The following is a 24,380-nucleotide window of genomic DNA, read 5'->3' on the forward strand; positions in this document are numbered from 1 at the left end:
GCCGAACCCCCCGGCGACCCCCGTCACCCCCCGGCGGGGGTCGTCCCCTCTGTATGGGATGGTCTTCCAGCAGTATCGGACATCCGGGCGACTTTTCTGCCATATGGCAATTCGGAATATAGCTCCCCGGTTTCGATGGATAGACCGTATTGACGCCGAGTGCTTTGTTGAGCGTTCACGAAATTTCACACTTGCCCCGTTTCGGCACGTCGTAGTCGCTGCACCTGAGCGGTCGGTCGGGGGTGCCGCCTGCGGCAGTCACACCGGCATATCGACATCGGACATCAGGCTGATCGGGACTCCAGGCCCGCCGGCCATTTTTCTGCGGCATCGCCAGAGATGTAATTTTGTTCCGAATAGGCGATTTGTCCGGAACTGGATACCAGATCCACGTACCCACCGCGAGCCTTGTCCACAAGCCGTCGGCTGTCCACAGATCCGGCCTTGACGGCCCGAAGCCGATCGGTGGCACGCGCCAAGGTGTTCGCGTGCATCGACCACTGTTCGTCACCGACGACCATGAGCTGCTCGACGACGTGCTCAACCTTGCCGCCGTGCTGCCGCTCGACCTCGACGTGGAGTCCGGTCCGGAGTCCGCGCGGAGCCGCTACACCTCGGCACCGATCGTCCTGATCGGCGAGGGGTCGGCAACGGCCTGCGCCCGGGCGCGGCTGCCGCACCGGTCCGACGTGTTCCTGCTGTCCCACGGCCCCGGGCACCACGGCTCCGGGCACCACGGGATGGACCGGCTGACGATGCTGGCAGACGCCATCGGCGCCGATCACATCGTGCAGATCCCCGACGGCGCCGGTTGGCTGCTCGACAGGTTCGCCCGGCTCACCGGCCCGGTGGCCGAACACCGGGGCCGGATTCTCGCCGTGCTCGGCGGGCGCGGCGGAGCCGGCGCCAGCGTGCTCGCCGCCGGGCTGGCGGTCACCGCCGGCAACGTCGGCCTGCGCTCGTTGCTCGTCGACGCCGACCCGCTCGGCGGCGGCGTCGACCTGGTCCTCGGCTGGGAGGACCTCGCCGGACTCCGCTGGCCAGGGCTCGCCGAGGCCACCGGCGTGGTCGACCCGCCGGCCATGGTCGACGCGCTGCCCAGCCGCGGCGACGTCGCCGTGTTGTCCTGCGACCGCGAGGCGCCCGGCGCCGGCCTGCCGTCCGACGCGATGGCGGCCGCGCTCGACGCCGGCAGCCGCGGGCGTGACCTCGTCGTCGCCGACCTGCCCCGCCGTCTCGACGACGCCGCTGTTCTCGCGCTGCGGGCCGCCGACCGGGTCCTGCTGATCGTCCCCGCCGAGCTCCGCGCCTGCGTGGCCGCGGCCCGGGTGGCGGCGACCGTCACGCCGCACACCGACGCGCTGCATCTGGTCGTGCGCGGCCCGGCACCGGGCCGGTTACGCACCCGGCAGATCTCCCGGTCGCTCGGCCTGCCCGTGGCCGGCACGCTGCGGGCCGAGACCGACCTGCCGCGGCGGCTGGAGCGCGGCGCCCCACCGGCTGGCACCGGCCGCGGCCCGCTCGCGGCGCTGTGCCGCCGCATCCTCGGTGATCTGGGCCTGGCGACCGGGGTGGCGGCATGATCCCGACGAAGGCGGCCCCGGGCAAAGCGGTTGCGGGCAGGCAGCTCGCACCGATGACGACAGCGCCGATCGTGCCCGGCACCGCCCTCCTCGGCGCGGGCAAGCTCGCGCCGCTGCTCAACGACCCCTCGGTCACCGACGTCCTCGTCAACGGTGTGGAGGTCTGGGTCGACCGCGGCTCCGGCCTGCGCCGGGTGCCCGGCACGCTCGGCGACCAGGCCGAGGTGCGGCGCCTCGCGCAGCGGCTGGCCTCCAGCGCGGGACGCCGCCTCGACGACGCCAGCCCGTGGGTGGACGTGCGGCTTCCCGACGGCACCCGCCTGCACGCGGTGCTCCCGCCGGTCGGGCGGGACGGGCCGTATCTGTCGTTGCGCACGTTCCAGCGACGGGCGTTCACCGTCGACGAGCTCGTCGCCTGCGGGACCGTCGACCCCGGCGCGGCCCGGCTGCTGGCCGCCGTCGTGGCCGCCCGGTTGCCCTACCTGATCACCGGCGGCACCGGCACCGGCAAGACGACGATGCTCTCGACGCTGCTGTCGCTGGTGCCGCCGGCCGAGCGGCTCGTGATCGTGGAGGACGCCGCCGAGCTGGCCCCGGCTCACCCGCACGTCGTCTCCCTGCAATCGCGGATGTCCAACGTGGAGGGCGCCGGCGAGATCACGCTGCGCGACCTGGTCCGTCAGGCCCTGCGGATGCGACCCGACCGGCTCGTGGTCGGCGAGTGCCGGGGCGCCGAGATCGTCGACCTGCTCGGCGCTCTGAACACCGGGCACGAGGGGGGCGCGGCCACGCTGCACGCCAACTCGCCGGCCGACGTTCCCGCCCGGCTGGAGGCCCTCGGGCTGCTCGGCAGCATTCCGCGGGCGGCATTGCACGCACTCGTGCTGGCCGCGCTGCGGGTCGTGATCCACCTGCGGCGAAGCCCGGACGGGACGCGGGTGCTGACCGAGATCTGCGTTCTGGACGCCCATCCCGACCAGCGCACCGCCGTCGTGCTGACGGCCTGGCGGCGTGGCAGCGGACCGGCCCCGGGCGCCGAGCATCTCGACGCGCTGCTGGCGGCCCGCGACGTGAACCCGCCACGGCCGTCGGGTCCGTGGCGGTACGTGCCGGAGAGGGGCTGGGTATGAACCCGATCAACCTGGCGGTCACGGCCGGGACCGTCCTCGCGGTCGTCTTCGCGCTGCTCTGGCTGCGGCACCGGCGGCCGGCGGCAGCCCGCCTCGTGCGGATTTCCGGCCCGCCGGACGAGACTGCGGCACGGTCCGGGCGGCTCGCACGGCTCTCCCGGCGGGCCGCCCGGGTGCTGATCGAGCGGCCGGTCGCCGCGCTCATCGCCGTCGTGCCGCTCGTCGGCGGGATCGCCCTGCTCGTGGGCGGGCCGGTCGCGGCGGTCGTGACCGTCCTGTATGCCGCCACGGCCAGCACCGCCGCCCGCCGCATCATGGTGCGGCGCCTCGTGAACCGGGTGCTCGGCGACCTGCTCGAAGCGGTCGAGGCCGCCACCGGTGATCTCCGCGCGGGCATCGTGGCCGGCGTCGAGGACCTCACCGCTCGGGCGTCCGGATCGCCGATCCCGGCACCGGTCCGCGACGACGCGGCCGTGCGGACCGCGGTGGCCCGGCTGGAGGCGGCACAGCGGGTCGGTGCGGAGCTCGGCATTCCGCTGGCCGGCCTGCTCGACCGGGTCGACGCCGACGTGCGGGCAGGGCAGGCGCTGCGGATCGAGGCCGCGGGCCAGACCTCGACCGCTCAGGCCACGGCCATGCTGCTGATGTGCCTGCCAGTCATGGGCTTGTGGATCGGCACCGTCGTCGGGACCGACCCGATCCAGCAGTTGCTGCACACCCCGCTGGGCGGTGCCTGCGCCGTCATCGGCGTCACGTTGCAGACCGCCGGGTTCTTCTGGACCGTTCGGATCCTTGCCGGCATCGGTGAGGAGGCCAGGTGAGCGCCGGGGCGCGCTGGTCGGCGGCGCTGCTGTGTGGGCTGGTCCTCGCGGTGATGATCGGCGGCGTGGCGGGCGTCGTCGTGGGCGTCCTCGCCGCCGTGACGGCCGGCCTGGTCCTGCGCCGGGTCGAGTCACCGCAGGTCCGTCGCGAGCGCGCCGTGGCCCGCGCCGACCTGCCGTTCGCCGCCGAACTGCTCGCCGCGGCATTGCGTGCGGGCGCGCCGCCCGACCGGGCCGTGCTCGTCGTCGGCGAGGCGATGGGCGGACCGGTGGGACTGTGCCTGACCCGCACCGGCCGATCGTTGCGGCTGGGCGCGACGCCGGAGGCCGCCTGGGCGCACACGGCCGGCCTGCCCGGCGGGCGGCGCTTCGCCACCGCGGCCACGCGCAGCGCCGAGCGCGGCACCGCGCTCGCCCTGGTCCTCGACCGTCAGGCCGCCGACCTGCGGCTGGCCAGGGCCGCCGCGGTCGAGGCCGCGGTCAAACGGGTCGGTGTCCTGGCCGTGCTGCCGGTCGGCATGTGCTTCCTGCCGGCGTTCGTGCTGGTGGGCGTCGTGCCCGTCGTCGTCGCCGTCCTGCGTGAGGTGTTCGTCGCGCTCTGAGACCTGCCTGTCCAATCCGTAGTTCAGCTCATCGAAGGAGCGCTGTGCACACCATCCGAACCCGTCTCCGCCGTTGCCGTCTCGGGGACGCCGGAGTCACCACCGCCGAATACGCCATGTGCATGCTCGTCGGGGTCGGCCTCGCCGGCGTGCTGCTGAAGGTCGTCCTGTCCGACAGCACTCGCATCGCCCTGACCAACATCATCGGGCGAGCCCTGACATGAGCAGCGACCGGGATCGTGGCGCCCACCGCGGGACAGCGCGGCACCGGCGCCGCCGGATCGGTGCGGCCGGCGGCCCCCGCGACCGCGGCTCGGCGACGGCCGAGCTCGCCGCGGCGTTTCCTGTCGTCGTCCTGCTGCTGCTCGCCGGCCTCACCGGCCTGGCCGCGCTGTCGGCCAAGGTTCGGTGCTCGGACGCGGCCGGCGTGGCGGCACGGGCGGCGGCCCGCGGCGAGCCGGCGTCGGCGGCCGCCTCGCAGACCGCGCCGTCGGGCGCCACGATCTCGGTCCACCGCGACGGCGGCCTGGTGCGTGCGACGGTCCGGTTCCGTGTCCGACCGATGGCGCTGCTGCCGGCGTTCACGGTCGAGGAGGACGCGGTGGCCATGGTCGAGCCGGAGGCCGAGGGCCCATGACCGGCCGGAAGCGAAGCGGAGGCCGCGGGACCCGATCCGGCGCTGCTCGTGAGCGGGGGTCGGCGACGGTGTGGGTGCTGGCGGTCGGGCTGGTCCTTGTGCTCGCCGCGGGCATCGTGACGGCGGTGGGCGGGGCGATCGTGGTCCGGCACCGGGCGCGCAACGCCGCCGATGCCGGTGCGCTGGCAGGGGCGCTGACGGCGGTCGAGGGCGAGCGGGCGGCGTGTGCGGCGGCCGGCCGCCTGGTGTCCGCCAACGGCGGCCGGCTGGTTTCCTGCCGGGTCGAGGGCCTCGACGTCACGGTGACGGCGGAGCTGCCCGGGCCGGCGGGGCTGGAGGTGCGCGCCTCGGCGAAGGCCGGCCCGGTTCCGCTGGCCTTAGCCGTCGGCCGGACCGCCCCCGGCCCGCAGGACGGCCAGCCCGACGCTGCCGTGCGGGCCGGCCCCAGGAGATCAGGCGGTCAGGCCGCCGGCCGGGACAAGGCGTCGAGGACCAGCGTCAGGACCCGCACCGCGTCGGCCTTGCCGAGAGGGTTGTTGCCGTTGCCGCACTTCGGGGACTGGACGCACGACGGGCAGCCGTGCTCGCACCGGCATTCGGCGACGACCGTCCGGGTGGCGCCCAGCCATTCGGGCGCGACCTCGAAGGCGCGTTCGGCGAAGCCGGCGCCGCCGGGGTGGCCGTCGTACACGAACACGGTCGGCAGGCCGGTGTCGGCGTGCGCGGCGGTGGAGAGGCCGCCGATGTCCCAGCGGTCGCAGGTGGCGATCAGCGGGAGCAGGCCGATGGAGGCGTGCTCGGCGGCGTGGAGAGCGCCGGGCCGGTCGACGTCGAGGATGCCGGCTCGGTCGAGGGCCTCGGGGGTGACGGTCCACCAGACGGCGATCGTGCGCAGCACGCGCTGGGGGAGGTCGAGCTGGCACGTGTCGATGACCTCGCCGGTGACAAGGCGCCGGCGTTGGTAGCTGACGACCTGCGAGGTGACCTCCACCTCGCCGAGGGACAGAGTCACCGGGCCGATGGCGCGGGTGTCGCGGACGGCGAGCACGGTGAGGTCGGTGACGTCGCGGGGGTGGGTGCTCCAATCGGGATCCTCGGCGTGGACGAGGGCCACGGAGTCGGCGAGGTCGAGCTCGTCGACGACGTAGGAGGTGCCCTGGTGGAGGTAGACGGCGCCGGTGTGGACCTGGTGGTGGGCCGAGCCGGTGTCCACGGTGCCGAGGAGGCGGCCGGTGGCCGATTCGACGACGGCGACGGGGCCGCCACCGGCGCCGCGGAGGTCGACGTCGGGGCGTTGGCGTTCGGTCCAGTACCAGCCGCTGGGGCGTTTGCGGAGGATGCCCGCAGCGACGAGAGCGTCGAGGGTCGGCCCGGCGGTCGGGCCGAAGATCGGCAGGTCGGCGGGGGTGATGGGGAGCTCGGCGGCGGCGCAGCAGAGTTGCGGGGCGAGGACGTGCGGGTTGCCGGGATCGAAGACGGCGGCCTCGACGGGGCGGCCGAAGAGCGCCTCGGGGTGGTGGACGAGGTAGGTGTCGAGGGGGTCGTCGCGGGCGATGAGCACGCAGAAGGCGTCGCGACCTGCGCGGCCCGCCCGGCCGGCCTGCTGCCAGAGGGAGGCGAGGGTGCCGGGGTAGCCGGCGATGAGCACCGCGTCGAGGCCGGTCAGGTCCACACCCAGCTCCAGGGCATTGGTGGAGGCCAGGCCGAGCAGGGTGCCGTCGATGAGGTCGCGTTCGAGGGCGCGGCGGTCCTCGCGCAGATAGCCGGAGCGGTAGGCGGCGACCCGGGAGCCGAGGCCGGGGACGGCGAGGTCGAGGGAGCGGCGGGCCATGGTGGCGACGAGTTCGGCGCCCTTGCGGGAGCGGACGAAGGCGAGGGTGCGGACTCCGGCGGACACGGCGTCGGCGAGGAGGTCCGCGGTTTCGGCGAGGGCGGACCGCCGGACCGGCTCGGCGTCGGTGAACGCGGCGGTGAAGGCGTCCGTGAAGGCGTCCGTGGTCCGCGCGGGCAGCAACGGCGGCTCCCACAGCGCGAACGTCACCCCACCCCGCGGGGAGGAGTCCTCAGTGAAGGCGGCGACGGGGAGGCCGGCCAGCCGGGTGCCGGAGCGGGCGGGGTCGCCGGCGGTGGCGGAGGCCAGCACGAAGCAGGGGGCGGACCGGTAGCGGGCGGCCACCCGGCGCAGGCGGCGCAGCACGTGGGCGACGTGCGAGCCGAAGACGCCGCGGTAGGCGTGGGACTCGTCGACGATGACGTAGCGCAGGCCGCGCAGGAACCTGGCCCAAGCGGCGTGGCCGGGCAGGATGCCGTGGTGGAGCATGTCGGGGTTGGTGAGCACGACCCGGGCGTGCCGGCGGACCCATTCGCGTTCCTCGCGGTTGGTGTCGCCGTCGTAGGTGGCCGGGCGGATGCCGGGCAGGTCCAGGGATTCGAGGGTGCGAAGCTGGTCGGCGGCGAGGGCCTTGGTCGGGGCGAGGTAGAGCGCGGTGGCCCGGTCGTCGGAGAGTAGCGTCGCGAGAGCGGGAAGCTGGTAGGCGAGGGATTTGCCGGAGCCGGTTCCGGTGGCGACGACGGTGTGGGTGCCGTCCCAGGCGGAGGTGGCCGCGGCAGCCTGGTGGCGCCAGGGTGCGGCGACGCCGCGAGCGGCGAACGCCGAGCTCAGCGCGGGTGGGACCCAGGCGGGCCAGGGGACGGGGTCACCGCTGCGCGGTGGGAGTTCCTCGATGTGCGTGAGGGACGCGGACCGGCGCAGCGGCGGGAAGGTTGGTGCGACCGTCACGCCTGCACTCTAAGACACCTGTTCGAAGCCGCGGCGACGGTACGCACCCGGCGAATGTGGGAAAGGGGGTGGAGCGTCGCCTCAGGGTGGCGTCGATGGTTAGATGCCCGTGGAGGACTCGGTTCGCGCAACGGCCAGAAGAGGAGGTCCGCATGGAGACGCTGTCGTTGTCGACGTATGCCTCCGGCGACCACACAGTGCTCGAAGTCGGCGGTGAGGTGGACGTCTACACCGCCCCGCGGCTCCGCGAGAAGCTGGTCGAGTTGGTCGAGCAGGGCGCCCGGCACGTCGTCGTCGACCTGGGCCGGGTCGAGTTCCTCGACTCGACGGGGCTGGGCGTGCTGGTCGGCGCGCTCAAGCGGCTCCGTGCGGTCAACGGCACCTTCGGCCTGGTCTGCTCCCATGAGCGACTGCTGAAGATCTTCCGCATCACCGCCCTGGACCGGGTCTTCTCGTTGTACGACACCGTGGCCGCCGCGACGAGTGCGGACGGCTCGGACGTAGACCCCAAAGCTCCCAAAGCGTAGGTCCATGCCCACCGTCCGACTGTCGTTCTCGCCGGCCGCCGCGCACGTCCGCACCGCCCGGCTGGTCGGCGTGGCCGTCGCGCGGCGGGCGGGAGTGGCCGAAGAGCTGCTGGAAGAGGTCCGTCTGGCGATCGGTGAGGCGTGCTCCCGCGCCGTGGCGCTGCACCGATCGCGCGGCCTCGACGACCTGGTCGACGTCGCGATGGCCGACGGCGACCGATTCACCGTCCGGGTGGTCGACCGGGCTGCCAACGGCGCCATGGTCACCCGCACGCCCGAGGGCGGCGACGCCGCCGTGCTGCTGTCCGATCCCGCGTTGCCGCTGAGCACGCCCCCCGACCTCCTGGCCGAGGAGGCGGTTGCCGCCCGCATGGGTCTCGCCCTGCTCGCGGGCCTGGTGGACGACCTCAACGTGTCCGAATTGTCCGAAGGGGTCGGCACCGAGGTACGCATGTCTTGGCCGCTGGAACGCCCCAACGACTGACGAAACGGGCCAGAACCAGCGACTAGTGATGAAATTCAATGTGGCAATCGCGCAAGTCGGTGTGACCACTGACACGGTAGACGGCTAGAGTACGGCGATCGTGTATAGCGGGCCTGGGCATCGGGTACCTCGACCGCTCATCACGGCTCCCCACGTGGAGAACCCGCCGCCGGCCTGACCCGCTCGCGGCGCTGTCATGTGTCGGTACAGGAGGACAACGAATGTCCGGATCACTCGCCGCGGCTGGCGAGATTTCCCTTTCCGGGAGCAACCTGACCTATGTCGTCGTCGCGCTGGTCATCGCCTTCGTGGCATTGGGCTTCGCTGCGGCGCTGGTCAAGGCAGTACTCGCGACCGGACGGGGCACCCCCAAGATGCAGGAGATCTCCGGGGCGGTGCAGGAGGGCGCGTCCGCGTACCTCACGCGCCAGTTCAAGACCCTCGGCATCTTCGTGGTCATCGCGGTCGTGCTTTTGTTCCTGCTCCCGGTGAGTGACACCGGGGGCAACGAGACCCTAGTCAAGATCGGCCGGTCGGCGTTCTTCGTCGTCGGTGCCGTGTTCTCGGCCTTCATCGGTGGCGCCGGCATGGCGCTGGCCACCCGCGCCAACCTGCGCGTCGCGGCGGCGGCCCGGGAGGACGGCGGCCGTGAGAAGGCGATGCAGATCGCGTTCCGCACCGGTGGCGTCGTCGGCTTCCTCACCGTGGGCCTGGGCCTGTTCGGTGCGGCGCTGGTGGTGCTCATCTTCAAGGGTGACGCCCCGACCGTGCTGGAGGGCTTCGGCTTCGGTGCCGCGCTGCTCGCCATGTTCATGCGGGTCGGCGGCGGCATCTTCACCAAGGCCGCCGACGTCGGCGCCGACCTGGTCGGCAAGGTCGAGAAGAACATTCCCGAGGACGACCCGCGCAACGCCGCGACGATCGCCGACAACGTCGGCGACAACGTGGGCGACTGTGCCGGTATGGCCGCGGATCTCTTCGAGTCCTACGCCGTCACCCTGGTCGCGGCCCTGATCCTGGGCCGTGCCGCGTTCGGTGTCGACGGCCTGGTCTTCCCGCTCGTCGTCTCCACCATCGGCGTCCTCGTGGCGATCCTCGGTGTGGCGCTCACCCGCCTGCGCCCGTCCGACCGCAACGGTCTCGTCGCGATCAACCGCGCGTTCTACATCTCCGCCGTCGTCTCCGCCGTGCTGGTCGCCGCCGCGGCCCTGTTCTTCCTGCCGACCGGCTGGGCCGATCTGCTGGGCAACGAGTGGCGCGCCACGCTGCACCTCGCCGACGGTGACGCCCCGCCGTTCGGCCCGCACGTCACCGCCATCATCGCCGTGGTCATCGGCATCGCACTGGCCGCGGTCATCCAGGCCCTGACCGGCTACTTCACCGAGACCGAGCGCCGCCCGGTCAAGGACATCGGCAAGAGCGCGCTGACCGGTCCGGCCACCGTGGTGCTCGCCGGGGTGAGCGTCGGCTTCGAGTCGGCCGTCTACTCGGCGATCGTCATCGGCGCGGGCGTCTTCGGTGCCTTCCTGCTCGGTGGCGGCTCGATCACCCTGTCGCTCTTCGCCGTCGCCATGGCCGGCACCGGCCTGCTCACCACCGTCGGCGTCATCGTCGCGATGGACACGTTCGGCCCGATCAGCGACAACGCGCAGGGCATCGCCGAGATGTCCGGCGACATCGACGAGCGCGGCGCCCGCACGCTGACCGAGCTCGACGCGGTCGGCAACACCACCAAGGCGATCACCAAGGGCATCGCGATCGCGACGGCGGTGCTCGCGGCGACCGCGCTGTTCGGGTCGTACACCGACACGATGCAGCGGGCGCTGGTCGAGGCGAAGTCGGCGCTGTCGACCGACGTGCTGCTCAACGTCGCCAACCCGCGCAACCTGGTGGGCCTGCTCATCGGCGCGGCCGTCGTGTTCCTGTTCTCCGGCCTGGCGATCAACGCGGTCGCCCGTTCGGCGGGCTCGGTCGTGTTCGAGGTGCGCCGCCAGTTCCGCGAGTTCCCGGGCATCATGGACGGCTCGCAGCGTCCGGAGTACGGCAAGGTCGTCGACATCTGCACCCGCGACGCCCAGCGTGAGCTGATCACGCCGGGTCTGCTCGCGGTGATGGCGCCGATCGCCGTCGGCTTCGGTCTCGGTGTCGGCCCGCTGGCCGCCTACCTGGCCGGTGCCATCGGCACCGGCACACTGATGGCGGTGTTCCTGGCCAACTCCGGTGGGGCGTGGGACAACGCGAAGAAGCTGGTCGAGGACGGCACCCACGGCGGCAAGGGCTCGCCCGCGCACGCCGCGACGGTCATCGGCGACACCGTCGGCGACCCGTTCAAGGACACCGCAGGCCCGGCCATCAACCCGCTGATCAAGGTGATGAACCTGGTCTCGCTGCTCATCGCGCCCGCCGTGGTCATCTACACGGTCGGCGACGGCAACCAGGCGATTCGCTACGGCATCGCGATCGTCGCGGTCGCGGTCATCGCGGTGGCGGTCATCGCCAGCAAGCGCAAGCCGGTGGCGGTCGACGCCGGTGACGGCACCGCCTCCGACGAGGCTGCTCCGGAGCAGCGGGTCACCGCCTGACCCGTCCGGCGCATCGACGCCCCGACCGGATCCGTTCCGGTCGGGGCGTCATGTTTCTCGAACACACGATCGGTTCTAGGCTGCAAGTCATGCGTGCCAGCCGTCTATTTGCCGTCGTCATGATCTTGGTGGGTACCGCGGGGTGCTCCGACGACGGCAGCGGCGACGTGGCGCCGAAGCGGTGGGCGCAGTCGGTCTGCACGGCCTTGGCACCCTGGCGCACGGAGATCGCCGACCTGACCACGAAGGCCCAGCAGCAGCTCCAGACCGCGAAGACCGCCGTACAGACCAAGACCAACATCGTCGATCTGCTGGCCGGTGCCGAGTCGGCGAGTGAGAAAGCGCGGGCCGGGGTCGACGGCGCGGGCATCCCGCAGGTCGCCGGCGGCGACAAGATCGCCGCCCAGTTCACGGCGTCGCTGTCGAAGGCCCGCGACGCGTACGGCAACGCCAAGCGCACGGTCTCGGCCCTGCCGACGATCGATTCCAAGGCGTTCTACTCCTCGGTGACCTCGGCGTTCGTCACGCTCAAGGAGGAGTACGAGCAGAGCGCGATCGATCCGGCGCACGTCGGGCAGAAGGACTTGCAGAAGGCCTTCGGCGAGGTGCCCGAGTGTCGGTGACGCCGGCCCGGGGCCGGCAACTCTCGCTGTTCGGGGTGGAGGCGCGCCCACCGGCGCCGCTCGACCTCGAGGGACTGCTGCTCGGGGCGGGGCAGGTCGGCCGGATGGGCGGCACCGGCCGGGTGTCGGTCGTGGTCGAGGAGGCCTGGCGCTGTGCCGTGCTGCGGGCCGAGTGCGGGCTGCGCGACCTGGTGGTGACCTGCGAGCCGACCGGCGAGGACGACCGGTGGCTGGTCCGGACCGCGTACTCGTCGGCGCTGGCCCCGCTCGCCGCGCGCTGGCTCGACGACGACGGCAAGCGGTGCCCGGCGGAGCTGGCGCTGGACGGGCGGCGGCTGCGTCTGTGGGTGGCGGCGGCGGGACTGTACGACGGCCAGCGTGCCTACCTGCTCCGGCTCGCTCCGAAGCCACGCCTCCCGGAGCCGCCTCCGGTGGAGGAGGGCGAGGCGGAGGAGGAAAAGCCGGAGGAGGCGGCGGCCGCCGATCGGGGTGAGCCGGAGGCGGCGGCCGCCGATCAGGGTGAGCCGGAAGCGGTCGCTGTCCCCGTGCCCGAGAACCGGGCCGCGGCGAACGGTCGCGCCGGCGGGACCAGAGTGCGCACCGCCGACCAGAAACCGAACAAACGGCGCAAGAAGAGCGAAAGCCAGGTCTCCGCGTTCGACCCCGGCCCGGACGAGTACGCGGACTTCGACGCGTTCGACGGCCCCGACGAGTACGCCGAAGTGGATCCGTTCGTCGACGAGGTGCGCGACGACTGGCCGGACTCCGGGCTCGCGGGTCTGCCGGCCGTCGTGCTGGATCCGGTCACGGATCCGGCTACCGAGCCGGAACCGCCCGAAATTGCGCCAGAAGCAAAACAACCGGCTGAAAACCCGGCAGAAGACGTCATCGATCGGCGGGTCGCGGACAACTGGCTGGCGGTCGGCGAGGCCCTTGCCGCGGTCGGCCTGCCGGCGGTGTTCATCGCGCCTGACCAGGGCGGACCGGCGTACCGCATCGTGGGAGCTCGCCGGATCGCACGCCTCGCCGAACTCGTCGGGGAGGCGCCTCCGGAGGCTCTGGCGGGAGCTTGGCCGGGGTAGGGTGGCGTAACTAACCCACGTGACGTGAACCGCCGGTAACCGGACCGATGACAGGGTGACAAATCGTCACAAATACGGCAGCCGATGCGACACGATCGCAAGATCGGGCAGGTCGCGGTTGCCTATGGGTGTACCGTGGCGCCGATCGGCGTGTCGCGTGCCGACCGTCGGGGCCCGCGCCCATTGCGCAACCCGGCGAGCAGGCGCGCGTTACGTTTGACGTCTGTCCGTCCGCACCGGGGAGAACTGTGCCGAACTCCGCCAACACGAAGCGGCTGGTGATCGTGGAGTCGCCGGCCAAGGCCAAGACGATTTCGGGCTATCTCGGCCCGAATTACGTCGTGGAGGCGAGCTTCGGCCATGTCCGTGACCTGCCGGCGGGCAAGAAGGACATGCCCGACGACCTCAAGAGCAAGCCGTGGGCCTACCTCGGGGTCGATGTCGACAACGATTTCGCCCCGGTCTATATCATCTCGGCCGACCGCCGAAAGCAGATCACCCGTCTGAAAGCCCTCCTCAAGGACGCGAGCGAGGTCTACCTCGCCACGGACGAGGACCGCGAGGGCGAGGCGATCGCCTGGCACCTTTTCGAGACGCTCAAGCCGAAGGTGCCGGTCAAGCGGATGGTCTTCCACGAGATCACCCGGCCGGCGATCCAGGCCGCCGTCGCCAATCCGCGGGACATCAACCGCGCCCTGGTCGACGCCCAGGAGGCGCGCCGCATCCTGGACCGCCTGTACGGGTACGACGTCTCCACCGTCTTGTGGAAGAAGGTCCAGCGCGGCCTGTCGGCGGGACGGGTGCAGTCGGTCGCGACCCGCATCGTGGTCGAGCGCGAGCGGCAGCGGATGCGGTTCCGTTCGGCCGAATACTGGGACATCGTCGCCAAGCTGCTGCCGGAGAACGACACCCGCACGTTCAACGCCAACCTCATCGCGATCGACGGTGACCGCGTCGCGACCGGCCGTGACTTCGGGCCGGAGACGGGTCTGGTCAAGCCCGGCGCCGGCGTGATCCACCTCGACGAGCAGGGCGCCCGCGGCCTGGCCGCCCGCCTGGAGGGCCGGCCGTTCACGGTCACCCGGGTCGAGGAGAAGCCGTACCGCCGCAAGCCATACCCGCCGTTCATCACCTCCACGCTGCAGCAGGAGTCGGCCCGCAAGCTGCGGCTGTCCAGCGCGCAGACCATGCGGGTGGCCCAGCGGCTGTATGAGAACGGCTACATCACGTACATGCGTACGGACTCGGTCAACCTGTCCGAGGCCGCGATCGCCGCCGCCCGCCGGCAGATCCAGGATCTGTACGGCGCGTCCGCCGTCCCGCCGCAGCCCCGCCGGTACACCGGCAAGGTCAAGAACGCGCAGGAGGCCCACGAGGCGATCCGCCCCGCCGGTGACTCGTTCCGGACGCCCGGTGACGTCGCCAAGGAGCTGTCCGCCGAGGAGCTGCGGCTCTACGAGCTGATCTGGCAGCGGACCATCGCCTCCCAGATGACCGACGCGGTCGGCAACAGCACCTCCGTGCGGATCAACGCGACGACCCCGGCGCAGGAGTCGGTGGACTTCGCCGCGACCGGCAAGACCATCACCGACCCGGGCTTCCTGCGGGCCTACGTCGAGTCGTCCGACGACGAGAACGCCGAGGCCGAGGACGCCGAGCGGCGCCTGCCGGTGCTGGTCAAGGGCCAGCCGCTGACCGAGCAGGGCCTCACCCCGACCGGGCACACCACCCAGCCGCCGCCGCGGTACACCGAGGCGTCGCTGGTGAAGGCCATGGAGGAGCTCGGTATCGGCCGGCCGTCGACGTATGCGTCGATCATGCAGACCATCCAGGACCGCGGGTACGTCTTCAAGCGCGGCCAGGCACTCATCCCCTCGTTCCTCGCGTTCGCCGTCGTGGGGCTGCTGGAGAAGCACTTCCCGCGCCTGGTCGACTACGACTTCACCGCGTCGATGGAAAACGTCCTCGACGAGATCGCGGCCGGTGACGAGAGCACCGTCGACTTCCTGCGCCCCTTCTACTTCGGTGGCGACACCGGCGACGAAGGGTCGGTGGCCCGTCAGGGCGGTCTGAAGCGCATGGTGACCGAACGACTGGGTGAGATCGACGCTCGCGGGATCAACTCGATCCCGCTTTTCCGTGACGAGGCCAATCGCGACGTGGTGGTGCGCGTCGGGCGATACGGCCCCTACTTGCAGCGGACCGTGGCCGGTGCGCCCGAGGGCGAGGAGGGCGACCGGGCGCCGGTGCCCGAGGGCATCGCACCCGACGAGCTCACCCCGGAGAAGGTGGCGGAGCTCTTCGTCGGCGGTAGCGGCGGCGAGCGCAAGCTCGGCGAGCACCCGGAGACGGGTGAGCCGGTGGTGCTGAAGTCCGGGCGGTACGGGCCCTACGTGTCGACCGGCGACAAGAACGCCTCCCTGCTGTCGACCCAGTCGCCGGAGCACCTGACCCTGGCCGAGGCGCTCAAGCTGCTCACGCTGCCTCGGGTCGTCGGCAAGGACGAGGCCGGCGAGGAGATCAAGGCATCGCCGGGGCGGTACGGGCCGTACATCAAGCGCGGCAACGACACCCGCTCACTGGCGAGCGAAGACCAGCTTTTCACGATCACGCTCGAGGAGGCGCTGGCCCTGCTGGCGGCGCCGAAGACGCGTGGCCGGGCGGTCGCCAAGCCGCCGCTGCGGGAGATGGGCGTCGACCCGGCGACCGAGAAGCCGTTGGTGATCAAGGACGGGCGGTTCGGGCCGTACGTCACCGACGGCGAGTTCAACGCCTCGCTGCGGCGCAGCCAGTCGGTCGAGACGCTGACCGTCAACGAGGCAAGCGAGATGCTCGCCGAGAAGCGGGCCAAGGGCCCGGCGCCGAAGAAGGCCCGCGCGGCGAAGAAGGCCACAGCCGGCGACGCCACCCCGGCCAAGAAGCCCGCGGCGAAGAAGACCGCGGCGAAGGCGACGGCGACCAAGGCAACGGCCGCGAAGAAGGCAACCCCGGCGAAGAAGGCCACCGCCAGGAAGCCACCCCCACCAACGCCCTGACCCCCACCCTCACCCTGACCCCCGCCCTCGTCCCCGCCCCCAAGCCCTGCGTTGATCATGCAATTGTGGTGCCTTGACACTCCCAGAATGCCGGGTTTGTCAGGCACCACAACTGCATGATCAACGCAGGGGTGCCGGGGTGGGTGGCGGCTTGCGTGATCAATGTGGGAGAGGGGGGCCGAGGGTGCGGGCGGTGTATGGGTTGGCGAACAGGTGGCCGGGGTCGAGTTCGTCGCGCATGGCGACGAAGTCGGTGAACCTCGGGTAGGACTGCGCCAGGGAGGCCGCGTCCCGGTAGTGCATCTTGCCCCAGTGCGGGCGGCCGTCGAGCGCCGTGGCGATGGCCTCGAAGCGGCGGAAGTACTCCTCGTAGGGCGCGCCGACGAACTGATGGATCGCGATGTACGCGTTGTCGCGGCCGTGGCCGTGCGACAGCCAGATGTCGTCGGCCGCGGTGAACCGCACCTCCACCGGGAACTGCACGCGGAACGGCAGGCCGGCCACCACCGAGCGGAGGCCGTCGAACGCCTCGCGCAGCGCCGCGCGGGGCAGCCCGTACTCCATCTCCACGAAACGGACCCGCCGAGGGGTGCAGAACACGTCGTGGGACGGCGCCGTGTACGTGCGCGCCGAGAGGGCCCGGGCGGAAACGCGGCTTACGGTCGGTACCACCGCCGGGAACGTCCGGCCGAACCGGCAGGCGCCGCCGAAGACCGCGTTGGACAGGAAGTCGTCGTCGAGCCACCGCCGCCAGCCGGCCAGCGGGCGGTCCGAGACCTCGACGCGGTTGTTGCGCTTCATCTGGACCCGGTCGGTGTACGGGAACCAGTAGAACTCGAAGTGGTCGTTCTCGGCGATGTGCTCGTCGAGGCCGGACCAGACGTCGGCCAGCGGCGCCGGGCGCTCGTCGGCACGCAGCACGAACGCCGGCACGCAGCGCAGCGTGACCGAGGTCAGCACGCCGAGCGCGCCGATGTTGACCCTGGCCGCCGCGAACAGCTCCGGCCGCTCGGTGGCCGAGCAGCGCAGGACCGAGCCGCCGGCGGTGACCAGCTCCAGCGCCTCGACGAAGGTGGACAGGCAGCCGAAGGCGGCGCCGGTGCCGTGGGTGCCGGTGGACAGCGCGCCGGAGATGGTCTGCGCGTCGATGTCGCCGAGGTTGGGCATCGCGAGGCCGTGGGCGGCTAGGACGGCGTTGAGTTTCGCCAGCGGCATGCCGGCCCGCACGGTCACGAGGTCACCCTCGACCCGGACGAGTGACGCCATCCGGTCGAGCTCGACACGCACTCCGTCGGTGGCCGCGGCCGACGTGAACGAGTGACCGCTGCCGACCGCCTTCACCCGCAGGCCCTCACCCGCCGCCGTGCGCAGGACTTCTCCCAGCTCATCCGGGGTTTCCGGGTGTGCGACACGGGCAGCGCGTGCGGTCTGGTTGCCGGCCCAGTTGGCCCACGGTGAGGTCACGAAACCTGAGTACCCTTCACATATGCCCCCCGTCAATGACCCGATCAATCACAAGGGTGAAATGGGCTATCCGCCGATCGTGCCCGGTCGTTGACGTGAGTAGGTTTCAAACCAGTAGATGGAGGGGGGACGACCGGGTGGCGACGCAGACAGTGGCCGGCGTCGGGACGAGGAAGCCGCTGCGCCGGGTGCCGGTGCAGGGCCGCAGCGTGGCGCGCGTGGGGCGGATGCTCGACGCCTGCGCCGAGCTCGTCGACGAAGTTGGATACGACGGCCTGACCACGACATTGCTGGCCGAGCGGGCGGGGGTGGCGATCGGTTCGGTCTACCAGTTCTTCCCGGACAAGCGGGCCATCGTCCAGGCCCTGACGCTGCGCAGCCTCGAGGGCTACCTACAGCGGCTCAGTGACCGGCTCGCCGGCGAGGGCATCGCGAACTGGTGGGACGCCGTCGACGCCGCGATCGACGAGTACATCGACATGCACCGCACGGTGCCGGGCTTCCGCACGCTGCACTTCGGCGACGTGGTGGACATCCACCTGCTCGACGACGAGCGGGACAACAACGACGTGATCGTTTCGCAGCTCTCGGCGCTGCTCGTGGCCCGGTTCGGCATCCTCGACGCCAGCCGTCTCCAGTTCGTGCTGGCGATCGCGGTCGAGGCCGCCGACGCGCTGATCAAGCTGGCGTTCCGCCGCTCACCGGACGGCGAGGCCGCGGTGCTCGGCGAGGCGAAGGCCCTGATCAGGGAGTATCTGCACCACCGTCTCTAGGAACGCGCCACGCGGCGGGTAAAGCGCTTGAAACGCGCTGTTGACAATCCCACAACGTCTGTCTGCTTTGCCCGCTGCGGCGCATACTTCTGATCGACCGGTACCCCACTGTCGAGGACTGGATCCATCAGATGAACAGGCAAAACATCGGCATCATCGGTGCCGGGCGAGTAGGGGCGGTGCTCGGCGCCGCACTCGTCCGAGCCGGGCACCGGGTGATCGCCGCGGTCGGGGTCTCCGCCGCTTCCAAGGCCCGTGCCGAGCAGCTCCTGCCGGGCGTGCAGCTCCTTCCCGCCGACCGGGTCGCCGGCTCCGCCGACCTGGTCCTGCTGGCCGTGCCCGACGACGTGCTCGCCGGCCTGGTCAACGGCCTGGTCGACACCGGCGCGCTGCGCCCCGGTCAGATCGTCGCACACACCTCCGGCGCTCACGGCCTGGCCGTGCTCGCCCCGGTCACGACCGTCGGCGCCGAGCCCCTCGCGCTGCACCCGGCGATGACCTTCACCGGCACCGAGGACGACCTGCGCCGGCTCGACGGCGCGTCGTTCGGTGTCACCGCCCCCGACCACCTGCGGGAGACCGCCGCGGCGCTCGTCGCCGACCTGGGCGGCGTCGCCGAGTGGATCGACGAGGAGCGCCGGCCGCTGTACCATGCCGCGCTCGCCCACGGCGCCAACCACCTCGCCACGCTCGTCAACGAGGCGATGGACCGGCTGCGCGACGCCGGCGTGCGCCACCCCGAGCAGGTGCTCGCCCCGCTGCTGGGCGCGGCCCTGGACAACACGCTCCGCCTCGGCGACGCGGCGATCACCGGCCCGGTGTCCCGCGGCGACGCCGGCACCGTCGCCAAGCACCTCAAGGCGCTGGAGTCGGTCGCACCCGGTTCGGTGCCGCCCTACCTGGCGCTCGCCCGCCGCACCGCCGACCGGGTCATCGCGGCCGGCCGGCTGCGCCCGATCGACGCCGAGCCGCTGCTCGACGTGCTCGGCACCGCCGCACGGACCCGCCGCGACGCGGAGGAGCGGGCGGCATGAGGGTCGTCGGCACCCGCGAGGAGCTCAAGGCCGCCCGCGACACGGCCGCCGGCACCGTCGCGGTCGTCATGACCATGGGGGCCCTCCACGAGGGGCACGCCGCGCTGCTGCGGACGGCGCGTGCCGAGGCCGACACGGTGCTGTTGACGATCTTTGTCAACCCGCTGCAGTTCGGCCCCAACGAGGACCTCGACCGTTACCCGCGCACCCTCGACGCCGACCTCGCCCTGGCCCGCGAGCTCGGGGTCGATGTCGTGTTCACGCCGTCCCGCGAGGTCATGTACCCGCGGGGCGCGCCCGCCGTCCGGGTCGACCCGGGCCCGGCCGGGGAGCGGTTCGAGGGCGCCAGCCGCCCCGGCTTCTTCCACGGCGTGCTCACCGTGGTCAACAAGCTGTTCCAACTGACCCGGCCGGACGTCGCCTATTTCGGCGAGAAGGACTACCAGCAGCTCGGCATGATCCGGGCGATGGTCCGCGACTTCGACCTGCCGATCGACGTGCGCGGCGTGCCGACCGTGCGCGAGGCCGACGGCCTGGCACTGTCCAGCCGCAACCGCTACCTCGCGCCGGACGAGCGCGAGTCGGCGTTGACCCTGTCGCGGGCGCTGCTCACGGCGAAGACCGAGGGCGAGCGCGGCGGCGACGCGGTCGCGGCCGGCCTCGCCGAGTTCACGAAGTCGCCCGAGGTGAAGCTCGACTACTTCGTGCTCACCGATCCCATGCTCGGCCCGCCCCCGGCGCACGGCCCGGCCCGGCTGCTCACCGCGGCCTGGGTGGGTGCCACGCGCCTCATCGACAACGCAGCGGTGGAGTTGCCGTGATCCGTACCATGCTCAAGTCCAAGATCCACCGCGCCACGGTCACCCAGGCCGACCTGCACTACGTGGGCTCGGTGACCGTCGACGAGGACCTGATGGACGCCGCCGACCTGCTCGCCGGCGAGCAGGTCGCGATCGTCGACGTCACCAACGGCGCGCGGCTGGAGACCTACGTGATCGCCGGGCCGCGCGGCTCCGGGGTCATCGGGATCAACGGGGCGGCCGCCCATCTCGTGCACCCAGGCGACCTGGTGATCCTGATCTCGTACGGGCAGATGGACGACGCCGAGGCCCGCTCGTACGAGCCGCGGATCGTCCACGTCGACGCGGACAACAAGGTCATCGAGCTCGGTCACGATCCTGCTGGCGTTGTGCCAGGTATGGTGGGATCGCCCGTTCGGGGGGATCTCGCTCGGGCGTCGTGAGCGGTCCGTAGCGCAGCGGAGGGGCCGCTCACCGGGCGGCTCAGGCTCAAGCTCGCGTGGCCGGAGCGCAGCGGAGGGCGCGCGAGCTGGGGAGGTCCGGTGCGAGGCGCACTCGCCGTCTGCGCGGTGCTGGGTGCGCTCGCCCTCCTGCTGTCGGCCTGCACCCCGGCCCCGCCGCCGGGCACCGACGGCGACCTGGTCGACGGCTGGCCGATGCTGCCCGGCGCGGCGCTCGTCCCGCCGGTCGCGCCGGCCTGCTACCGGCTGCCCGACAACGCTTCCTCGGCCGACGTCACCAAGTGGCCCGAGCCGGTCCCGTGCACCGAGCCGCACCAGGTCGAGCTGGTCAGCGTCGGGCAGTTCGGCGGCGTCGACGCCGACCGGGCCACCCCGCCGGGCACCGGCAGCCCGGCCTTGCGTGCCGCCTTCGCGAAGTGCTCCGCCGACGCCACGGCCCTGCTCGGCGGGGACTGGCGCGCCGGGCGGCTGTCGCTGAGCGTCGATCTGCCCACCCCGACCCTGTGGGATGCCGGCGCCCGCTGGTACCGCTGCGATCTCCAGGCGCTCGAAGACCTCGACCGGTTCGCTCCGATGACCCGGACCGCCACGCTCAAGGACGCTCTCAAGCCCGGCGGTGACCTGCTCGTCGGCTGCGTCACGGTGACCCAGCCGGCCGGGGGCAGGGCCGGGCAGATCGACCGGCTGCTCCCGGCGTCGTGCGCCACGCGGCACGACGCCGAGTTCGCCGGGCTTTTCGAGGCGCCGGACGGGCCGTATCCGGCCGATGCGACCGCCCGGCGGGAGGCGAACCTCGCCGGGTGCCGGCCGAAGGTGGCCGCGTTCGTCGACGTTCCCAACGACGCGAACTTCCGTGCGCGTACCGGTCTGATCACAATGCCCTTCGACAAGGCGGCGTGGGAGCTCGGCAACCGCGCCGTCCGCTGCTACGTCTGGCCGCCCAAGCCGGTCACGGCGTCGCTGAAGGGGGCCGGGACCGGCGCTTTGCCCATTACCACGGCCTGAGGCGCAGCCGCGCGTGTCGTCGGGTTGCCAAGGACATTTATGGTTGGCACACTGCACCGGCGTTCTGTGCGCGCGGGGGAGGGGACAACAAGGATGACGAGTTTACGGCGGCTCTTTCCGGCCGTGCTGCCGGTCGTCGCGCTGATGCTGCTCGCTGCCTGCGGCGTGCCCGCAGGGGTCGACAAGGATCTCACCGACGACTGGGCGATGCTGGCCGAACCGAAGGTGCCGTCCCCGCCCGTCGGTGCCTGTTACAACACCACCGTCAGTTACTTCGCTCACGACACCACCACGATCTTCTCGTTCAAGCCGGTCGAGTCCTGCGGCACCTCCCACGCGAGCGAGACGTTCTTCGTCGGTGAGCTGACCGGCTCCGCGGCGAACGGATCGACGCCGCCGAAGGGCGCCGCGCTCAACACCGCCTGGAGCAAGTGCGCCAAGGAGGCCGAGACGTTCCTCGGCGGCGACTACCACGACGGCCGGCTCACGCTGTTGGTCCTCGCGCCCTCGACGGCGCAGTGGGCCGGCGGCGCCCGCTACTTCCGCTGCGACCTCGCCGAGGTGGCCAGCGACGGCAACAAGCCGGTCAACCGCACCAGCTCGCTCAAGGACGGCCTGCGCGGCGACAAGCCGGTGGCGCTGACCTGTGCCCAGGAGACCTACGAGAGCGACGGCAAGACGTGGCTCGACTACAACGCCACGGCCTGCACCAACGTGCACAACATGGAGTACGTCGGCACGTATACGTCCGGTGAGCGCCCGTTCCCGACCAACTCGGAGGAACGGCGCGCGGCGATGCGGCCCGGCTGCGAGGCACTCGGCGCGAAGTACCTCGGGATGAGCGCGTCGACGCTGCAGAACCACCAGCAGCTCGGCATCGGCTTCTGGCTGGTCGACGAAGAGGGCTGGGCCCGCGGCGACCGCTCCGCCCGCTGCTACGCGATGCTGTTCGACAAGCTCACCACCGTCAGGTCCGTCAAGAATCTCGGCAACGGCAAGGTGTAGGAGTAGCCCACATGAAGCGGTGGCAGGCCGGCCTGTCGTTGGCGCTCGTGCTGATGGTTGCCGGCTGCGGCAACCCCGCAGGCACCGACGGTGACCTGGTGGACGACTGGTCGGCTCTGGGCGCTCCGGCCGTGCCGGTGCCCACGGTCGGCCAGTGCTGGACCGGCACCGCCACGGCCGAGAAGCTCGAACCGGGCGCCGGCATGACCGCCGTGGGGTGCGACGCCGACCACGCCAGCGAGACCTTCCACGTCGGGGAGTTCACCGGCACGCTCGCGCAGGCCTCGGCGCCGCCCACCGGCGCCGACCTGTCCGAGGCGTACCAGACCTGCGACGAGAAGGCCAAGACGTTCCTCAACGGCGACTGGCACGACGCCCGGCTGGTCCTGCGGGTCTTCACACCGTCCGCGAAGCAGTGGACCGGCGAGGCACGCCATTTCCGCTGCGACCTCATCGAGGTCAGCAACGACGTCGGCACCGTCTTCCAGCGCAAGTCGAGCCTCAAGGCGACGCTGGACGGCAGCCGGCCGATCGCACTCGGTTGCGTGTCGGTGAAGCTCGACAGCCAGAGCTATATCGAGGACTTCGTGCCGGTCGCGTGCGAGACGCAGCACAACGGCGAATACGCCGGCACGTTCCGCTCGCCCGACGACCGGCCGTATCCGACCGACGCCAACACCCGCCGGTCGCTGATCCAGCCGGGCTGCAAGAAGCTCATCGCGTCGTTCCTTGGCGTCAGCGAGGCGGCGTACGACCAGAACAAGCAGGTCACGTTCGCCTGGTCGACGGCGAGTCCGACCCGGTGGTCGTACGGTGACCGCACTGCCCGCTGCTACCTGATGCTCGAGGGCAAGCTCAGCGTCGGCCGCTCCCTGCGCGCCAACGGCAACAATCCCATCTAGGAAGTTACCGTCCGGTAATGGCACACTGCTTCCTCATGAAGCAGCGGGTCGCACTCCTCGCCGTCGCGCTCGTCCTGCTCGGCGGCGGCGCCTACTGGCTCCTCCACGACGACGGCCGGGCCATCCCGAGCACCCCCTCGGCCGGCGCGCCGCCGGTCGGCTCGTGCTGGCAGATCGACGCCGGCGGCACCAACGCCGCCTTCCCCTGGCCCGGCGCGCCGGTCGACTGTGCCGGATCCCACACCGTCGAGGTGTTCCACGTCGGGCAGGTCGGCAAGGACCTGCTGCACCGGCTCGACGCCGCCGAGGGCGAGGACGTCAAGCTCACCGAGAACCTGCTGTACGCGCAGGCGCGGCGGGCCTGCCTGGTGCGGGGTCCGATGTTCCTGGGCGGCGGCTGGCACGAGGCCCGGGTGCAGATCCTCGCCTCATGGGTCAAGCCGTCGGCGGACGGCTTCTTCGGCTGCGCGCTGGCCGAGGTGACGGGCCCTACCGCGGACGAGTTCGTGACCCGCTCGGGCAGCCTGTCGGGGGCGCTCAAGCAGGAGCCGCCGCTGGCGATCGCATGCGTCCGTCGCGACGGTGAGCGGCTCCGGTACGTCGGGTGCGCCGAATCCCACGACGGCGAGTACGCCGGTGTCTACACCATCACGCCCCCGGAGGCCCCCTTCGACGAGGCGGCGGTCCGCTCGTCCACGGCGAAGGGCTGTACGACGCTCGGCCTGAAGTACCTCGGCCTGCCCGAGGACGGCGCCCGGACCGACCTGGCGCCCGGCTCGGTCGGCCCGAAGACGGCGTCGGAGTGGCTGGGCAGCGACCAGGCCTTCACCTGCTACCTGATGAGCGCGAAACCGCTGAAGGCGAGCGTGCGCGGCCTGGGCCTGGCCCCCCTCCCGCTGGCCTGACCGCCCTCTTTTCCGCCGCGATCTTGCAGTTATGGTGGCTGACTTATCCGAAATTTCGACATAAAGTCGGGGCCACAACTGCAAGATCGACGCGGGAAGAGGGGGCGGGGAGCGCGACGAGCATCACCACCCGTCACCCGGGTCAG

Annotated in this window: 22 protein-coding genes and 1 pseudogene; 21 read left to right on the plus strand and 2 right to left on the minus strand. The window is 71.8% G+C overall.

From position 1 onward, the window contains the following. Positions 1-488: 488 nt before the first annotated feature. The 7 genes and pseudogenes from ssd to Drose_RS01175 form a co-directional block, all read left to right on the plus strand. Positions 489-1,583 (plus strand): septum site-determining protein Ssd, encoded by a 1,095-nt coding sequence (gene ssd / locus Drose_RS01145; RefSeq protein WP_260726315.1) that lies wholly within the window; start codon positions 489-491, stop codon positions 1,581-1,583. Beyond that, positions 1,580-2,713, plus strand: a complete 1,134-nt coding sequence (locus Drose_RS01150) for a TadA family conjugal transfer-associated ATPase (RefSeq protein ID WP_260726316.1) — start codon at positions 1,580-1,582, stop codon at positions 2,711-2,713. Before ssd ends, Drose_RS01150 begins: the two co-directional genes overlap by 4 nt. Continuing rightward, positions 2,710-3,534 (plus strand): type II secretion system F family protein, encoded by an 825-nt coding sequence (locus Drose_RS01155; protein ID WP_260726317.1) that lies wholly within the window; start codon positions 2,710-2,712, stop codon positions 3,532-3,534. Before Drose_RS01150 ends, Drose_RS01155 begins: the two co-directional genes overlap by 4 nt. Continuing rightward, positions 3,531-4,136 (plus strand): type II secretion system F family protein, encoded by a 606-nt coding sequence (locus tag Drose_RS01160; RefSeq protein ID WP_260726318.1) that lies wholly within the window; start codon positions 3,531-3,533, stop codon positions 4,134-4,136. The genes Drose_RS01155 and Drose_RS01160 overlap by 4 nt, the downstream gene beginning before the upstream one ends. A gap of 44 nt (positions 4,137-4,180) precedes the next feature. After that, entirely contained in the window at positions 4,181-4,360 is a 180-nt protein-coding gene (locus Drose_RS01165) for a DUF4244 domain-containing protein (RefSeq protein WP_260726319.1), read from the plus strand. Continuing rightward, positions 4,357-4,773, plus strand: coding sequence for a TadE family type IV pilus minor pilin (locus Drose_RS01170; RefSeq protein ID WP_260726320.1), 417 nt, complete (start codon positions 4,357-4,359; stop codon positions 4,771-4,773). The genes Drose_RS01165 and Drose_RS01170 overlap by 4 nt, the downstream gene beginning before the upstream one ends. Then, a pseudogene (locus Drose_RS01175) lies at positions 4,770-5,078 on the plus strand (Rv3654c family TadE-like protein); the annotation flags it as partial. The gene Drose_RS01170 and the pseudogene Drose_RS01175, both read left to right, overlap by 4 nt. A 155-nt stretch (positions 5,079-5,233) precedes the next feature. Here Drose_RS01175 and Drose_RS01180 read toward each other — a convergent pair. Continuing rightward, a complete protein-coding gene (locus Drose_RS01180) occupies positions 5,234-7,552 on the minus strand; it encodes a DEAD/DEAH box helicase (RefSeq protein WP_260726321.1) in 2,319 nt (772 codons plus the stop codon). 152 nt (positions 7,553-7,704) lie between these two features. On the opposite strand from Drose_RS01180, the gene Drose_RS01185 reads away from it, so the two are divergent. The 6 genes from Drose_RS01185 (at position 7,705) to topA (ending at position 15,885) form a co-directional block, all read left to right on the plus strand. Then, the gene (locus tag Drose_RS01185; protein WP_260726322.1) at positions 7,705-8,079 is read left to right on the plus strand and encodes an STAS domain-containing protein; all 375 of its coding nucleotides are present in this window, start codon (positions 7,705-7,707) and stop codon (positions 8,077-8,079) included. 4 nt (positions 8,080-8,083) lie between these two features. After that, positions 8,084-8,563 (plus strand): ATP-binding protein, encoded by a 480-nt coding sequence (locus Drose_RS01190; protein ID WP_260726323.1) that lies wholly within the window; start codon positions 8,084-8,086, stop codon positions 8,561-8,563. 221 nt (positions 8,564-8,784) lie between these two features. Further along, entirely contained in the window at positions 8,785-11,145 is a 2,361-nt protein-coding gene (locus Drose_RS01195) for a sodium-translocating pyrophosphatase (protein WP_260726324.1), read from the plus strand. A gap of 89 nt (positions 11,146-11,234) precedes the next feature. Further along, complete coding sequence (locus Drose_RS01200; protein WP_260726325.1) at positions 11,235-11,768, plus strand: hypothetical protein; 534 nt, start codon at positions 11,235-11,237, stop codon at positions 11,766-11,768. Continuing rightward, positions 11,759-12,850 carry a hypothetical protein gene (locus tag Drose_RS01205; protein ID WP_260729980.1) on the plus strand — a complete coding sequence of 364 codons (1,092 nt, stop codon included), beginning with the start codon at positions 11,759-11,761 and terminating at the stop codon, positions 12,848-12,850. Before Drose_RS01200 ends, Drose_RS01205 begins: the two co-directional genes overlap by 10 nt. Before the next feature lie 248 nt (positions 12,851-13,098). Beyond that, positions 13,099-15,885 (plus strand): type I DNA topoisomerase, encoded by a 2,787-nt coding sequence (gene topA / locus Drose_RS01210; protein ID WP_260726326.1) that lies wholly within the window; start codon positions 13,099-13,101, stop codon positions 15,883-15,885. Between the two features lie 159 nt (positions 15,886-16,044). On the opposite strand, the gene Drose_RS01215 is transcribed toward topA, so the two are convergent. After that, entirely contained in the window at positions 16,045-17,349 is a 1,305-nt protein-coding gene (locus tag Drose_RS01215; protein ID WP_260726327.1) for a D-arabinono-1,4-lactone oxidase, read from the minus strand. Positions 17,350-17,576: 227 nt separating this feature from the next. Here Drose_RS01215 and Drose_RS39315 point away from each other — a divergent pair, with 227 nt between their 5' ends. From Drose_RS39315 to Drose_RS01255, 8 genes are all read left to right on the plus strand, one after another. Then, positions 17,577-18,122 carry a TetR/AcrR family transcriptional regulator gene (locus Drose_RS39315; RefSeq protein WP_260729565.1) on the plus strand — a complete coding sequence of 182 codons (546 nt, stop codon included), beginning with the start codon at positions 17,577-17,579 and terminating at the stop codon, positions 18,120-18,122. A 131-nt stretch (positions 18,123-18,253) separates the two neighbouring features. Continuing rightward, the gene (locus Drose_RS01225) at positions 18,254-19,156 is read left to right on the plus strand and encodes a Rossmann-like and DUF2520 domain-containing protein (RefSeq protein ID WP_260726328.1); all 903 of its coding nucleotides are present in this window, start codon (positions 18,254-18,256) and stop codon (positions 19,154-19,156) included. Next, complete coding sequence (panC, locus tag Drose_RS01230; protein WP_260726329.1) at positions 19,153-19,977, plus strand: pantoate--beta-alanine ligase; 825 nt, start codon at positions 19,153-19,155, stop codon at positions 19,975-19,977. The genes Drose_RS01225 and panC overlap by 4 nt, the downstream gene beginning before the upstream one ends. Further along, on the plus strand, positions 19,974-20,399 hold the full coding sequence (gene panD, locus Drose_RS01235) for an aspartate 1-decarboxylase (RefSeq protein ID WP_260726330.1): 426 nt from the start codon (positions 19,974-19,976) through the stop codon (positions 20,397-20,399). The genes panC and panD overlap by 4 nt, the downstream gene beginning before the upstream one ends. A 99-nt stretch (positions 20,400-20,498) precedes the next feature. Continuing rightward, complete coding sequence (locus tag Drose_RS01240; protein ID WP_260726331.1) at positions 20,499-21,422, plus strand: septum formation family protein; 924 nt, start codon at positions 20,499-20,501, stop codon at positions 21,420-21,422. 93 nt (positions 21,423-21,515) lie between these two features. Then, a complete protein-coding gene (locus Drose_RS01245) occupies positions 21,516-22,427 on the plus strand; it encodes a septum formation family protein (RefSeq protein ID WP_260726332.1) in 912 nt (303 codons plus the stop codon). Positions 22,428-22,438: 11 nt separating this feature from the next. Continuing rightward, entirely contained in the window at positions 22,439-23,329 is an 891-nt protein-coding gene (locus Drose_RS01250; RefSeq protein ID WP_260726333.1) for a septum formation family protein, read from the plus strand. Between the two features lie 17 nt (positions 23,330-23,346). Continuing rightward, positions 23,347-24,234, plus strand: a complete 888-nt coding sequence (locus Drose_RS01255; protein WP_260726334.1) for a septum formation family protein — start codon at positions 23,347-23,349, stop codon at positions 24,232-24,234. Positions 24,235-24,380 lie beyond the last annotated feature (146 nt).

Source organism: Dactylosporangium roseum (genome assembly GCF_025264685.1).
GTDB lineage: Bacteria > Actinomycetota > Actinomycetes > Mycobacteriales > Micromonosporaceae > Dactylosporangium > Dactylosporangium roseum.

What these genes read in the sequence shown, in the direction of transcription:
- Drose_RS01150 (WP_260726316.1), top strand. Translation starts at nt 1,580, where the DNA reads ATGATCCCGACGAAGGCGGCCCCGGGCAAAGCGGTTGCGGGCAGGCAG.
- Drose_RS01155 (WP_260726317.1), top strand. Translation starts at nt 2,710, where the DNA reads ATGAACCCGATCAACCTGGCGGTCACGGCCGGGACCGTCCTCGCGGTC.
- Drose_RS01170 (WP_260726320.1), top strand. Translation starts at nt 4,357, where the DNA reads ATGAGCAGCGACCGGGATCGTGGCGCCCACCGCGGGACAGCGCGGCAC.
- Drose_RS01185 (WP_260726322.1), top strand. Translation starts at nt 7,705, where the DNA reads ATGGAGACGCTGTCGTTGTCGACGTATGCCTCCGGCGACCACACAGTG.
- Drose_RS01190 (WP_260726323.1), top strand. Translation starts at nt 8,084, where the DNA reads ATGCCCACCGTCCGACTGTCGTTCTCGCCGGCCGCCGCGCACGTCCGC.
- Drose_RS01195 (WP_260726324.1), top strand. Translation starts at nt 8,785, where the DNA reads ATGTCCGGATCACTCGCCGCGGCTGGCGAGATTTCCCTTTCCGGGAGC.
- Drose_RS01200 (WP_260726325.1), top strand. Translation starts at nt 11,235, where the DNA reads ATGCGTGCCAGCCGTCTATTTGCCGTCGTCATGATCTTGGTGGGTACC.
- Drose_RS39315 (WP_260729565.1), top strand. Translation starts at nt 17,577, where the DNA reads ATGCTCGACGCCTGCGCCGAGCTCGTCGACGAAGTTGGATACGACGGC.
- Drose_RS01225 (WP_260726328.1), top strand. Translation starts at nt 18,254, where the DNA reads ATGAACAGGCAAAACATCGGCATCATCGGTGCCGGGCGAGTAGGGGCG.
- panC (WP_260726329.1), top strand. Translation starts at nt 19,153, where the DNA reads ATGAGGGTCGTCGGCACCCGCGAGGAGCTCAAGGCCGCCCGCGACACG.
- Drose_RS01245 (WP_260726332.1), top strand. Translation starts at nt 21,516, where the DNA reads ATGACGAGTTTACGGCGGCTCTTTCCGGCCGTGCTGCCGGTCGTCGCG.
- Drose_RS01250 (WP_260726333.1), top strand. Translation starts at nt 22,439, where the DNA reads ATGAAGCGGTGGCAGGCCGGCCTGTCGTTGGCGCTCGTGCTGATGGTT.
- Drose_RS01255 (WP_260726334.1), top strand. Translation starts at nt 23,347, where the DNA reads ATGGCACACTGCTTCCTCATGAAGCAGCGGGTCGCACTCCTCGCCGTC.